Annotated in this window: 11 protein-coding genes and 1 pseudogene; 6 read left to right on the top strand and 6 right to left on the bottom strand. The window is 69.8% G+C overall.

Annotated features, from left to right (window positions below; all coding sequences use genetic code 11):
• The 3 genes and pseudogenes from GAS53_RS58890 to GAS53_RS52940 form a co-directional block, all read left to right on the top strand.
• Positions 1-81, top strand: a pseudogene (locus GAS53_RS58890) (IS200/IS605 family transposase); the annotation flags it as partial.
• Between the two features lie 119 nt (positions 82-200).
• Complete coding sequence (locus GAS53_RS55855) at positions 201-368, top strand: hypothetical protein (protein ID WP_192583704.1); 168 nt, start codon at positions 201-203, stop codon at positions 366-368.
• Positions 369-370: 2 nt separating this feature from the next.
• A complete protein-coding gene (locus GAS53_RS52940) occupies positions 371-703 on the top strand; it encodes a hypothetical protein (protein ID WP_151484985.1) in 333 nt (110 codons plus the stop codon).
• Positions 704-752: 49 nt separating this feature from the next.
• Here the strand turns inward: GAS53_RS52940 and GAS53_RS52935 are convergent, their stop codons facing one another.
• A complete protein-coding gene (locus tag GAS53_RS52935) occupies positions 753-1244 on the bottom strand; it encodes a hypothetical protein (protein ID WP_151484984.1) in 492 nt (163 codons plus the stop codon).
• Between the two features lie 123 nt (positions 1245-1367).
• Here GAS53_RS52935 and GAS53_RS52930 point away from each other — a divergent pair, with 123 nt between their 5' ends.
• Together GAS53_RS52930 and GAS53_RS52925 are read left to right on the top strand one after the other, a co-directional pair.
• The gene (locus GAS53_RS52930; protein ID WP_225859685.1) at positions 1368-2528 is read left to right on the top strand and encodes a serine hydrolase domain-containing protein; all 1161 of its coding nucleotides are present in this window, start codon (positions 1368-1370) and stop codon (positions 2526-2528) included.
• A gap of 333 nt (positions 2529-2861) precedes the next feature.
• Complete coding sequence (locus tag GAS53_RS52925) at positions 2862-4094, top strand: lactonase family protein (protein ID WP_151484983.1); 1233 nt, start codon at positions 2862-2864, stop codon at positions 4092-4094.
• A 228-nt stretch (positions 4095-4322) separates the two neighbouring features.
• On the opposite strand, the gene rbsD is transcribed toward GAS53_RS52925, so the two are convergent.
• The 5 genes from rbsD to GAS53_RS52900 form a co-directional block, all read right to left on the bottom strand.
• On the bottom strand, positions 4323-4712 hold the full coding sequence (gene rbsD / locus GAS53_RS52920) for a D-ribose pyranase (RefSeq protein ID WP_151484982.1): 390 nt from the start codon (positions 4710-4712) through the stop codon (positions 4323-4325).
• Positions 4709-5611: a ribokinase gene (gene rbsK / locus GAS53_RS52915; protein ID WP_151484981.1), complete on the bottom strand. Its 903-nt coding sequence runs from the start codon at positions 5609-5611 to the stop codon at positions 4709-4711. The genes rbsD and rbsK overlap by 4 nt, the downstream gene beginning before the upstream one ends.
• A 92-nt stretch (positions 5612-5703) precedes the next feature.
• Positions 5704-7668 carry an ABC transporter permease/substrate-binding protein gene (locus GAS53_RS52910; protein ID WP_151484980.1) on the bottom strand — a complete coding sequence of 655 codons (1965 nt, stop codon included), beginning with the start codon at positions 7666-7668 and terminating at the stop codon, positions 5704-5706.
• Positions 7658-9187: a sugar ABC transporter ATP-binding protein gene (locus GAS53_RS52905; RefSeq protein WP_151484979.1), complete on the bottom strand. Its 1530-nt coding sequence runs from the start codon at positions 9185-9187 to the stop codon at positions 7658-7660. The genes GAS53_RS52910 and GAS53_RS52905 overlap by 11 nt, the downstream gene beginning before the upstream one ends.
• Positions 9188-9224: 37 nt before the next feature.
• A complete protein-coding gene (locus tag GAS53_RS52900; RefSeq protein WP_151484978.1) occupies positions 9225-10238 on the bottom strand; it encodes a LacI family DNA-binding transcriptional regulator in 1014 nt (337 codons plus the stop codon).
• A gap of 174 nt (positions 10239-10412) precedes the next feature.
• Here GAS53_RS52900 and recD2 point away from each other — a divergent pair, with 174 nt between their 5' ends.
• Positions 10413-12689 (top strand): SF1B family DNA helicase RecD2, encoded by a 2277-nt coding sequence (gene recD2, locus GAS53_RS52895; protein WP_151484977.1) that lies wholly within the window; start codon positions 10413-10415, stop codon positions 12687-12689.
• The last annotated feature ends 98 nt before the right edge of the window (positions 12690-12787 follow it).

Here is a 12787-nt window from a genome sequence, read left to right as displayed (position 1 = left end):
TCCTACTTCGCGGGTTCCTGCGGCGGAGCGCCGCTGACTGTGATGCGTCAGTACATCGAGGGCCAGAAGCGCCCCCTCTGACCGCTACCCCAGAGGCGCAGAGAACTCCGGCGCTTCGCGCCTCCGGGCCAAGGACGCGTTTCCCTCCCCGGCTGAAGCCGGGGATACCCACGCAAGATCAGGGATGGAAGAAGGAGAGGGTGTACAACCACGCGGCGGTCGTCGTCGGGAACAACGGCCGTGACCTCCAGCTCCGCCAGCACGGCGGGGTCAGCAAGACCACACTGAGCGCCGCCATCGCCCGCTACCGCAACAAGGCCAACTACATCGAGCGCGTGGTCATCCTCCGCCCGAAGTCGAGGAGCTGATCATGAGGCGAACCCTGTGGGGGTGCGCACTGGCCGCGGGCGCCCTGCTGACCGTGACGGCCTGCTCGTCCGACGACACCACGTCGGCCTACCAGACCGACAAGGCCGCCAAGGGCGAGGTCACCGCGGACTTCTACGACGAGGGCTCCACCCGCCAGACCGTGGTGCTCTACTTCGCGAAGTCCCGGCAGACCAAGGAGATCACCGCGCGGATCGGCGAGGACGACGCCTGGGGGATCGTCCTCAACGAGCCGGACCCGAAGGAGGCCTCCGCAGGTCCTGACTGGGCCCCCGCCGAACCGGGCGGCACGGGGTCCAGGAGTTCGGGCGGATAGTTCCGTACGTTCGGCACGCCCTCGGAGACGTCGGTTCACCTGTGATCCCTCACAGGCGAACCGACGTCCGTGTCTCGTGCACCTCTTCGTCGTCGGCGAACGTGCCGGACACCGCCGCCCCGCCGAGGAGCGCGGCGACGAGCGCCGCGGCACCGACGAGTGTCCACCGCGGCCGCCACGGACTCCTGCTCCGCGCCGGTGGAGCGGCCGCGTTCCGTACGTCTCGCACTGTCCCCGTGTCCTGTACGGGCGGGGCGTCCGCGGGCCCGCACGCGATGCCGGTGCGGGCGTCCAGCCATGCCTCCGCCTCGTCGCCCCGTACCCCGCACGCCGCCACGAACGCGGCGACCAGTTCCTCCCGGGGAAGCCTTTCCCTGCCGAGCATGGTCGCCGCCGTGGAGTACGGCAGGGAGTGGCCCGCGGCCGCCGCGTGGCGTTCCAGCTGGCGGTAGCTCAGGCCCGACCAGGCCTTGAGGCGCCGTAGCGCCGCCACGAAGGCGGCCGCGTCGGTGTCCGGCGGAGTGGGCGGTGCGGTGGTCATGACGATGGTCCCCCTGGTGAGCTGGACATACACGGGTTCGCACAAGCTCGAACACCCTGACAGCTTGAGGAACGGCGACAGCGGCGGTCAACCTCGGTGCGGATTCCCGATGTTGGAGGTCATATGGGTCTGCCCCGCTGCCGTCGTACCGGCGCCGCCGTCACCGCCCTGGCGGCTCTGCTGATGATCGGCGCGTGCGCCGAAGAGCCCGCCGCAGGGAGACCGGCCACCGGGTCCGCCGCGGCCGCCCCGAAGGCGCGCGACGGGGAGTCGGTCGCCGACTTCCTCCACCGCACGCTCCCCGCAGGGGCCAGCGGCACCGTGATCGCCGCACGCGGCGACGAACTCGCGTACTGCGGAGGCTTCGGGACGGCGGACCGCGCCGCCGGCACCCCCGCGAGCTGCCGGACCGTGTACGACACAGGGTCGATCACAAAGCAGTTCACCGCCGCCGCGATCCTGAAGCTGGAAGCGATGGGGCGGCTACGGGTGAGCGACCGGATCAGCCGGTTCCTCGGGCCGGTGCCCGCGGACAAACGCGACATCACGATCGAGCAGTTGCTCACGCACACGTCGGGCATGGTCGAGGGGCTCGGCGACGACTACGACCCCCTCACGCGCGACGAACTCGTGCGGCGGGCTCTCGCATCGAAGCCGGAGTCCGCCCCGGGGAAGGAGTTCCTCTACTCCAACACCGGCTACAGCCTGCTCGCCGTGATCGTGGAAGAGGCTTCCGGAGAGGACTACGAGCCGTTCCTGGCCCGGCACCTGTTCGCCCCGGCCGGGATGGACGCGACCGGATACGTACTGCCCCGATGGCCGCGGCACCTGGTCGCGGTGGAGTACGACAGCAAGGGCCGGAGCCAGGGCAGGCCCTTCGACCACCCCTGGGCCGCCGACGGGCCGTACTGGAACCTGCGTGGCAACGGCGGCATGCTCTCCACCGCACAGGACATGTTCCGCTGGCACCGCGCCCTCCTGGGCGACGAGATCCTGCCGGCGCGGGCCAGGCAGCAGCTGTTCGCGCCCCGCGTGCGGATACCCGGACACGACGACTCGTACGGATACGGCTGGGCCGTCCGCGAGACCCCCGACGGCCGGGTCGTCTGGCACAACGGCGGCAACGACTGGTCGCTGGCGTACCTCTCCAGGTCACTGCGCGACGGAGTCCTCGTCTACTGGGTGAGCAACCACGCCTACCAGGACGGCAAGTGGAACCTCCAGGACCAGGAGGAGAAACTGACCCAGGGCATCGCCAACCGCGTCCGCGCCGAGGGCAACTGAAGGCGGGAAGCACCAACCTGAACGCCGCCACCGCAGCTCTCGGCCGGAGGGATTGGAAGGTTTGGGACACGCAGGACGGCCTTTTCGGGCGGCTGACTGTCCCAAACTTTCCAATCGGTGCTCTCCGGGGGGGGGAGAGAGATGGCGACTTCGACGCAGTCGTCGCCGGAGGCGCTGTGCAGCGACTCCTTACGTGAGACACGTAAGACTCCTTACGAGACCCTGACGCGGCGGTCAAGCACGGCCGCCACGTCTGACCCACCGGCAACTCTGGTCTTGGCCGCCCCCGAACCGTGAGGGCGGCGGAGACCTTCCGAGAGACCGGAGCCGGACATGAGCGGAAACCACCAGCGCAGCGCCCACAAGTCGAGCAACCACAAGGCGAAGTCGAAGAAGCCGTTGGCTCTGATCGGGGCCGGGCTCCTCGCCACGACGGGCATCGCGACGGCGGGGACCCTGGCCAATGCCGGGCAGTACGCGGGCTCCGGAGACCGGGCGGCCAAGGCCGACCACGCGGTCTTCGTGCAGGGCAACGAGCTGGACGGCAATACCATCCATGTTTTCGAACGGGATGACGACGGGGTGCTGACCGCGGCGGGAGAGTACGAGACCGGCGGCAAGGGCGGCCACCAGACCGACGCGCCGACCGATTCGCTCGCCTCCCAGGGCTCCCTTGTCTACGACGACCGGTCGGGGATGCTACTGGCCGTCAACGCCGGCAGCGGAACGGTGACCTCCTTCCGCGTGCAGGGGCAGAAGCTGACGGATCCCCAGGTCGTCGACTCAGGAGGCGAGTTCCCCGCCAGCATCGCGGTGTCCGGCAAGGTCGCGTATGTCATGAACGCGGGCGGCGAGGGCAGCGTCCAGGGGTTCAAGATCACCAAGAAGGGGCTCAAACCACTGAAGGGCTCGCATCGTTCACTGGGCCTGGACAACGAGGACGTGCCGCTGTTCTCCAGCTCGCCCGGCGAGGTCGAGTTCACTCCGGACGGCCGCAACCTGGTCGTCACCACCAAGTCGAACAACACCGTCGAGGTCTTCCCGATGAAGCGAGGGCTCCCGGCCGTCGACGAGCCGGTCGTCAACGAGTCCGCGGGCGGCGTGCCGTTCGCGATCAGCTTCGACGACGCCGGGCGGATGCTGGTCGCGGAGGCCGAGAAGTCCACGGTCAGCACCTACGAGGTGAAGCGCGGCGGCAAGCTGAAGGCCGTCCAGGAACCGCTCGCCAACGGTCAGGAGACCCTGTGCTGGCTGGAGCGTGCGGGGGACTTCTTCTACGGCGGCAATACCGGCAACTCGACCGTCAGCGGATACCGCATGGACGACAGCGGCAAGCTCGCCCTCACCAACGACGTCGGTCTCGCCACTCCGCCGTCGGCGAACTCCCAGGGTGTGATCGACCTCGCGGTGACGGAGGACGACAGCTACGTCTACGTCCAGAACGCGGTCTCCGGCACTGTCGACGGTTTCCGCGTCGAGGACGACGGCTCCCTGACCAAGGTCACCACGGCCGAGGGCCTGCCCGCCTTCGGCGAATCCGGCATGGAGGGCATCGCCGCGGTGTGAGCCAGTATGAGCCGCCGCGGCACGCCGAGAAAATTCTGGTGTGGCCGTGCAACCCTCCCAGTACCCCGTGGGTCGTACTTGGCATCAGGACTTCTGGAGGGGGATCTGGGGGGATCGCGGGGGTTCTGATGGGGGAGGGAAAACCGAGGGGGCCCGGTCGACGGACCGGGCCCCCTCGAAGTTTGTCCGACCACTCTCGAAGCTGTCGTGGCACTCACGGCCCGGCCCTCAGAAGAAGACCCCGCAGTGCAGCAGCACGTTCGCGTACGGGCGGGCCTCACCGGTTCGTACGACCAGACGGGCGTTCGCTGAGAGGGTCTTGAGTTCGTCGTGGGAGACGAGGGTCAGGCTCGGGAAGTGGCCGGTCAGCAGCTTGGCCGCCGCCGGGTTCGACTCCTGTACCTCTCGCGCCACCGTCGCGCCCTCCACGACCAGCTCCTCCAGCAGCCCGTCCAGGACCTCCGCGAACGACGGGACCCCCGCGCGGAAGGCGAGGTCCACCACCCGCGGCCCGGCTGGGATGGGCATGCCCGCGTCGCAGATCAGTACGCCGTCGCCATGGCCCAGTTCGGCTATCGCACCCGCGAGGTGACGGTTCAGGATTCCAGCCTTCTTCACAGGGCCGCGACCTCCTCGGCGGTGGGGAAGGAGGCCTGGGCGCCCTCCCGGGTGACGGCCACGGCGCCCACGCGCGCCGCGTACGCCGCCGAGTCCGCGAGGGACTCCCCGGCGCCCAGCCGCCAGGCCAGCGCGGCGGTGAAGGAGTCGCCCGCACCCGTCGTGTCCACGGCGTTCACCTTCACGGACGGGACCCGGGCGACCGTGCCGGTGGCGTCCGCGACCAGCGCGCCCTCCTCACCCAGCGTGACGACCACCGAGCGCGGGCCGAGCGCGAGGAGCGCCTCGGCCCACTGCTCGGGCGTCTCGCCCGCGTCCGCGCCCAGTACGACCCGCGCCTCGTGCTCGTTCACGATCAGCGGGTCACAGGCCGCGAGCACGTCCTCGGGCAACTCCCGTGGCGGGGACGGGTTCAGTACGAAACGGGTGCCGGGCCGCAAGCCCCGTACGACCTCCACGACCGTCTCCAGCGGGATCTCCAGCTGGACCGAGACGACCTGTGAGGCGGCGAGGAGGGCCGAGGCCGCGCGGACGTCGTCCGGGGTCAGGCGGCCGTTCGCGCCGGGCGACACGACGATGCTGTTGTCGCCGGACGGGTCCACCGTGATCAGCGCGACCCCGGTGGGCGCCCCGCCGACCAGGACGCCGGCCGTGTCGACCCCGGCCGCCCGCTGCGAGTCGAGCAGCAGCCTGCCGTGCGCGTCGTCACCGACCCGGGCGAGGAGCGCCGTACGGGCTCCGAGGCGGGCGGCTGCGACCGCCTGGTTGGCGCCCTTGCCGCCCGGGTGGATGGCCAGGTCGGAGCCGAGCACGGTCTCCCCGGCACCCGGCCGCCGCTCGACACCGATGACCAGGTCGGCGTTGGCGGATCCCACGACCAGCAGGTCGTAGTCGTACATGAAGTGTCTCCCTGTACAGGTGGGGGTGGAGTGACGACTGACAGATGACAGATTTCAATATCTGTCATCTGTCAGTCGTCATCTGTCATCTGTCAGTTGTCAGCCGTGAACTCGTCCACGTTCTCCTTCGTGACCACCTTCACCGGCACCTTCACCGTCTCCAGCACCTTCTCGCCCTCGGCGGCCTTGAGCGCGTTCTCCACCGCGATTCTGCCGAGTTCCTTCGGCTGCTGCGCCACGGAGGCGTACATCGTGCCCTCCTTGACGGCCTTCAGACCGTCGGGCGTGCCGTCGAAGCCGATGACCTGGACCGACTTTCCGGCCTTGGAGCCGAGTGCCTTGATCGCGCCGAGTGCCATCTCGTCGTTCTCGGCGAAGACGCCCTGGACGTCCGGGTGGGCCTGGAGGAGGTTCGTCATCACGTCGAGGCCCTTGGTGCGGTCGAAGTCGGCCGGCTGCCTGGCGACGACCTCGATGCCCGGGTAGGCCTTCAGGCCCTCCGCGAAGCCCGCGCCGCGCTCACGGCTCGCGGACGTGCCGGCCAGGCCCTGCAGAATCACGATCTTGCCCTTGCCGCCCAGCTTCTCGGCGAGCGCCTTGGCGCCCAGTTTGCCGCCCGCGACGTTGTCGGAGGCCACCAGCGCGGCCGTCTCCGCCTTGTTGACGCCCCGGTCGACGCCGACCACGGGGATGTCGGCCTTGTTCGCGGAGCGCACCGACGGGCCCGCCGCGTCCGAGTCCACCGGGTTGACGATGATCGAGTCGACGCCCTCGCTGGTGAAGTTCTGCAGCTGGTTGGCCTGCTGCGAGGCGTCGTTCTGGGCGTCCGTGACGGTCAGGTCCGCGCCGAGCTTCTTCGCCTCCGCCTGGGCGCCCTCCTTGATCTGCACGAAGAAAGGGTTGTTCAGGGTGGACAGGGAGAGGCCGACCTTCTGGTTCGCCGCGGAGGACGAGCCGTTGTTGACGAGGGTCAGACCGCCCACGACCGCCGCCACGAGGACCGCCGCGAGCCCGTACTTGATCACCTGTGGGCCCTTCCTGCCGGCCGCGCCCCCGGCACCGGACGCGACCGGAGTCGCCCCCGCCTTGCGCCGCAGGGTGTCCATGAGCACCGCCAGCGCGATGACCACACCGATGACGACCTGCTGCCAGAACGCCGACACGGAAAGGAGGTTGAGGCCGTTGCGCAGCACCGCCAGGATCAGCGCGCCGATCAGCGTCCCGGACGCCTTGCCCGTGCCGCCCGCGAGGGAGGCGCCGCCGATGACGACCGCGGCGATCGCGTCCAGTTCGTAGCCCTGCGCGGCCTGCGGCTGCGCGGAGGAGAGGCGGGAGGCGAGCACGATGCCCGCGGCGGCCGCGAAGAGCCCGGAGAGGGCGTAGATCGCGAGCTTCTGCTTCTTCACCCGGAGGCCGGAGAGGCGGGCCGCTTCCTCGTTGCCGCCGATCGCGTACATGGAGCGTCCGATGTACGTACGCCCGAGGATCAGCGCGGTGATCAGCCCCATGACGATCATCACGAGGACCGGCACGGGCAGCCAGCCGCCCAGCGTGTCACCGAGGTGCGAGACCGAGTCGGGGAAGGCGATCGGGCTGCCCTGCGAGATCACCAGGGAGAGGCCCCGGCCCACCGACAGCATGGCGAGGGTCGCGATGAAGGGCGGCAGCTTCCCGTACGAGATCAGGATGCCGTTGACCAGGCCGCACGCTATGCCGGTGGCGATCGCGAGGATTACCGCGATCCAGACCGGTACGCCCTCCGAAGTCGCCGTCCAGGCGAGGACGGTGGCGGACAGGGCGGCCACGGAACCGACCGACAGGTCGATGCCCGCCGAGACGATCACGAAGGTCACGCCGAAGGCGAGGATGGCGGTCACGGCCGCCTGGACGCCGATGTTGAGCAGGTTGTCCGTCGTCAGGAAGTCGCCGGACAGGGCCGACATCGCGATGACGAGGACGATGAGCGCGGTCAGCGCGCCGTTGTCGAGCAGGAGTCGGCGCAGGCCGCCCGGGGCGCCACTCGCGCCCGCCCGGCTCTTGAGCGTGTCAGTGGCCACGGGAGCCCTCCACGGTTGTAGCGGTGGTGATGGGGGTGCTGACGGCGAGTGCCATCACGGAGTCCTGGGTCGCCTCGGCGGCGGTGAGTTCGCCGGCGATCCGGCCCTGGGCCATGACCAGCACGCGGTCGCTCATGCCGAGCACCTCGGGCAGGTCGCTGGAGATCATCAGGACGGCGTGTCCGGCGGCCGTGAGTTCGTTGATCAGCTGGTAGATCTCGACCTTGGCGCCGACGTCGATGCCGCGCGTCGGCTCGTCGAGGATCAGCACCTTGGTGTCGGCGAGCAGCCACTTGCCGATGACGACCTTCTGCTGGTTGCCGCCTGAGAGCGTACGGACGTGCTGGCCGAGCCCGGCCATGCGTACGCCGAGCTGCTCGGCGATCTTCGCGGCGGCCGTCCGCTGGCCCTTGAGGTCGACGAGCCCGCCGCGGGTCGCCGCACGCAGGGTGACCAGCCCGAGGTTCTCCTCGACGGAGGCGTCCAGGAGGAGGCCCTGGCCCTTGCGGTCCTCGGGGACCAGCCCGATCCCGGCGGTCAGCGCCGCGCCGACGTCGTGGCGCGGCAGACGCGTGCCCGCGACCGCCACGGACCCCTTGTCGTACGGATCGGCCCCGAAGACCGCCCGTACGACCTCGGTACGTCCTGCTCCGACGAGCCCCGCGATGCCGACGACCTCACCGGCCCGCACCTCGAAGCTCACGTCGTGGAAGACACCGTCCCTGGTGAGCCCCTCCACGGTGAGCAACGCGGTCCCGGCGTCGGCTCGTTCGCGCGGATACTGCTGCTCGATGGACCGTCCCACCATGAGGCGTACGAGCTCGTCCTCGGGTGTGGACGCGGGGACCTGGCCGACGCTCTTGCCGTCCCGGATGACCGTGACCCGGTCCCCCAGGGCGGCGATTTCCTCCAGGTGGTGCGTGATGAAGACGATGCCGGCGCCGTCCTCGCGCAGTTGGCGCACGATCCGGAAGAGTTTTTCGACCTCTTCGGAGGTGAGTACCGCGGTCGGCTCGTCCATGATCAGGACGCGCGTGTTCAGGCTCAGCGCCTTGGCGATCTCGACCATCTGGAGGCGGGCGATGCCGAGTTCACGTACCCGCGCGCGTGGGGACACGTTTACGCCCACCCGCTCGAGGAGCTCGGCGGCCTGCGCCTCCATCCGCTTCCGGTCGATCATCCCGAAGCGGCGCGGCTGGCGGCCCAGGAAGATGTTCTCGGCGACCGTCAGATCGGGGACCAGGTTGAACTCCTGGTAGATGGTCGCGATTCCGAGGCGCTCGGCGTCCTGGGCGCCATGGATGCGGACCTCCTTGCCGCCGACCACGACACGCCCGGAGTCGGGCCGGTAGGCGCCGGACAGCATCTTGATGAGGGTGCTTTTGCCGGCGCCGTTCTCACCGAGCAGTACGTGCACTTCGCCGCGGCGCAGATCGAAGTCGACGCTGTCGAGCGCGACCACGCCGGGGAAGGTCTTGCGTATCGCTTCGATACGCAGCAACTCGTCCGGATCGCTCACGGATTGCTCCTTTGCGTGACGTTCTTGTGCGTGGCATTCATCGCGTGACGTTCGTGGCTGCGGGCTCGCCGCAGGAGCGGCGGACGACGAGACGGGCGGCGAAGGTCACGGACTGCGGGGGCCGCCCCTCGATGCGGTCGACGAGGGCGCGTACGGCGGCCCGGCCCAGTTCGGGGGTCGGCTGGGCGATCGCCGTGATGGGCGGATCGGTGTGCACGAACCACGGGATGTCGTCGAACGCCGCGAGCGCGATGTCGTCGGGAACCCGCATCCCGCGCGCGCGGATGGCGTCCAGGGCGCCCAGGGCCATCAGGTTGTCGGCCGCGAAGACGGCCTCGGGCGGCTCGGGGAGGCCCAGGAACTCCTCGGTGACCCGACGGCCGCTGGCCGCCTGGAAGTCGCCCTGCCCTATGTACGTGTCGGGCAGCGGGAGTCCGTACTCGCGCAGGGCCTCCCGGAAGGCCTCCACGCGCTCGCTGCCGGTCGTGGTGGCCGCCGGTCCCGCGATGATGGCGAGCCTGCGATGGCCGAGGCCGTGCAGATGGGCGACGAGATCGCGTACGGCCGCGCGCCCGTCCGCCCGGACGACGGGCACGTCCACGCCCGGGATCCAGCGGTCCACGAAGACCATCGGGGTCCCTCCGCGCGCGGCGTCGAGCATCAGCGGCGAGCCGCCGTCGGTGGGGGACACCAGGAGTCCGTCGATACGGCGGTCGAGGAGCGTACGGACGTGGTGGTCCTGCAACTCGGGCCGCTCGTCGGCGTTTCCGATGATGACGCTGTAGCCGAGGGCGCGGGCCTCCTCCTCGACGGAGCGGGCCAGCTCGGTGAAGTACGGGTTGAGTACGTCGCTGATGACCAGGCCGAGGGTGTGGGTCTGGTCGGTGCGCAGGGAGCGGGCCACCGCGTTGGGCCGGTATCCGAGAGCTTCGACGGCGGCGAGGACGCGGGTGCGCGCCGCTGGGCTGACCGACGGATGGTCGTTCAGGACACGCGAGACCGTGGCGACGGACACCCCCGCCTCGGCGGCGACGTCCTTGATGCTCGCCATCGACACCCACCTCCTCGTGGAATCGATTACATGCGCCTACGAGGAGGATTGGAATCGATTACATGAAAGTTGACAAGCCCCTGAGACCGGATCGTGATGAAGGGCGCCCGCACGGGCAGCCGGAGTTGTCCACAGGCTCTCCGCGCTGTCAGAGGCGGGCGGTAGCGTCGGATCATGTCCAATCAGGTGGCGGGGAGCGGGGTTCGGAACCTGGCGGTTCTGGAGGGCGTACTGGAGCGGATCACATACGCCAACGAGGAGAACGGGTACACGGTCGCCCGCGTCGACACCGGCCGAGGCGGCGGCGACCTGCTCACGGTCGTCGGTGCGCTGCTCGGTGCCCAGGTGGGGGAGTCCCTGCGCATGGAGGGCCGCTGGGGCTCACATCCGCAGTACGGCAAGCAGTTCACGGTGGAGAACTACACAACCGTCCTCCCGGCCACCGTCCAGGGCATCCGCCGCTACCTCGGATCCGGCCTGGTCAAGGGCATCGGCCCGGTCTTCGCCGACCGCATCACGCAGCACTTCGGGCTGGACACCCTCCAGATCATCGAGGAGGAGCCGAAGCGGCTCATCGAGGTGCCCGGCCTCGGCCCCAAGCGCACCAAGAAGATCGCCGAGGCGTGGGAGGAGCAGAAGGCGATCAAGGAGGTCATGCTCTTCCTCCAGACCGTCGAGGTGTCGACGTCGATCGCGGTCCGCATCTACAAGAAGTACGGCGACGCGTCGATCTCGGTCGTCAAGAACCAGCCGTACCGCCTCGCGTCCGACGTCTGGGGCATCGGCTTCCTCACCGCCGACAAGATCGCCCAGTCCGTGGGCATACCGCACGACAGCCCGGAGCGCGTCAAGGCAGGCCTCCAGTACGCCCTTTCGCAGGCCACCGACCAGGGCAACTGCTACCTCCCCGAGGAGCAGCTGATCGCGGACGCGGTGAAGCTGCTCCAGGTGGACACGGGCCTGGTCATCGAATGCCTGGCGGAGCTGGCGACGCCGGCCGAGGACGGCGAGGACCCGGGTGTCGTACGGGAGCGGGTGCCGGGCCAGGACGGCGGCGACCCGGTGACGGCCATCTACCTGGTCCCCTTCCACCGGGCCGAACTGTCCCTCTCCGCCCAGCTGTTGCGGCTCCTGCGGACCGACGAGGACCGTATGCCCGGCTTCCGGAACGTGGCCTGGGACAAGGCGCTGGCGTGGCTCAGGGACCGTACGGGGGCTGAGCTGGCTCCTGAGCAGGAGGAGGCCGTCCGGCTCGCGCTCACCGAGAAGGTCGCGGTGCTGACGGGCGGGCCCGGTTGCGGCAAGTCCTTCACGGTCCGGTCGATCGTGGAGCTGGCGCGGGCGAAGAAGGCGAAGGTCGTGCTGGCGGCGCCGACGGGGCGTGCCGCCAAGCGACTTGCCGAGCTGACCGGGGCGGATGCCTCGACGGTGCACCGGCTGCTGGAGCTGAAGCCGGGGGGTGACGCGGCGTACGACAAGGACCGGCCGCTGGACGCCGATCTGGTGGTCGTGGACGAGGCGTCGATGCTGGATCTGCTGCTCGCCAACAAGCTGGTGAAGGCGGTGCCTCCGGGGGCGCATCTGCTGTTCGTCGGGGACGTCGACCAGTTGCCGAGCGTCGGTGCGGGCGAGGTGCTGCGTGATCTGCTCGCCGAGGGCGGTCCGGTTCCGGCGGTCCGGCTCACCCGGGTGTTCCGGCAGGCCCAGCAGTCGGGGGTGGTGACGAACGCGCACCGGATCAACGCGGGGCAGCAGCCGATAACGGACAAGCTCAAGGACTTCTTCCTCTTCGTGGAGGACGACACGGAGGAGGCGGGGCGGCTGACGGTGGACGTGGCGGCGCGGCGGATCCCGGCCAAGTTCGGCCTGGACCCCCGCCGTGACGTCCAGGTCCTGGCCCCCATGCATCGCGGACCGGCGGGCGCGGGCACCCTCAACGGCCTGCTCCAGCAGGCCATCACGCCCGCACGCCCCGACCTCCCCGAGAAGCGCTTCGGCGGCCGGGTCTTCCGGGTCGGCGACAAGGTCACCCAGATTCGCAACAACTATGAGAAGGGCGAGAACGGTGTCTTCAACGGCACGGTGGGGGTGGTGACCTCGCTCAACCTCGACGACCAGCGCCTCACGGTTCTCACGGACGAGGACGAGGAAGTGCCGTACGAGTTCGACGAACTGGATGAGCTGGCCCATGCGTACGCGGTGACCATCCACCGCTCCCAGGGCAGCGAGTACCCGGCCGTCGTCATCCCGGTCACCACGGGCGCCTGGATGATGCTCCAGCGCAACCTCTTGTACACGGCGGTGACTCGGGCCAAGAAGTTGGTGGTGCTGGTCGGCTCCCGGAAGGCCTTGGGCCAGGCGGTTCGGACGGTCTCCGCGGGGCGAAGGTGCACGGCGCTGGACTTCCGACTGGGCGGAGGCCGGCTCGGCGATGGGGCGGCGTCGGGCTGAGTTCACCTGCGGGCCGGCGGGGGCTGGTCGCGCAGTTCCCCGCGCCCCTTTGGGGCGCGGCCGGGCTGCAGGCGCGCCTTCAAGGGGCGCGGGGAACT

This window comes from Streptomyces albicerus (assembly GCF_008905045.1).
GTDB classification, from domain to species: domain Bacteria; phylum Actinomycetota; class Actinomycetes; order Streptomycetales; family Streptomycetaceae; genus Streptomyces; species Streptomyces albicerus.
This window is presented reverse-complemented; position numbering and strand designations above follow the sequence as displayed.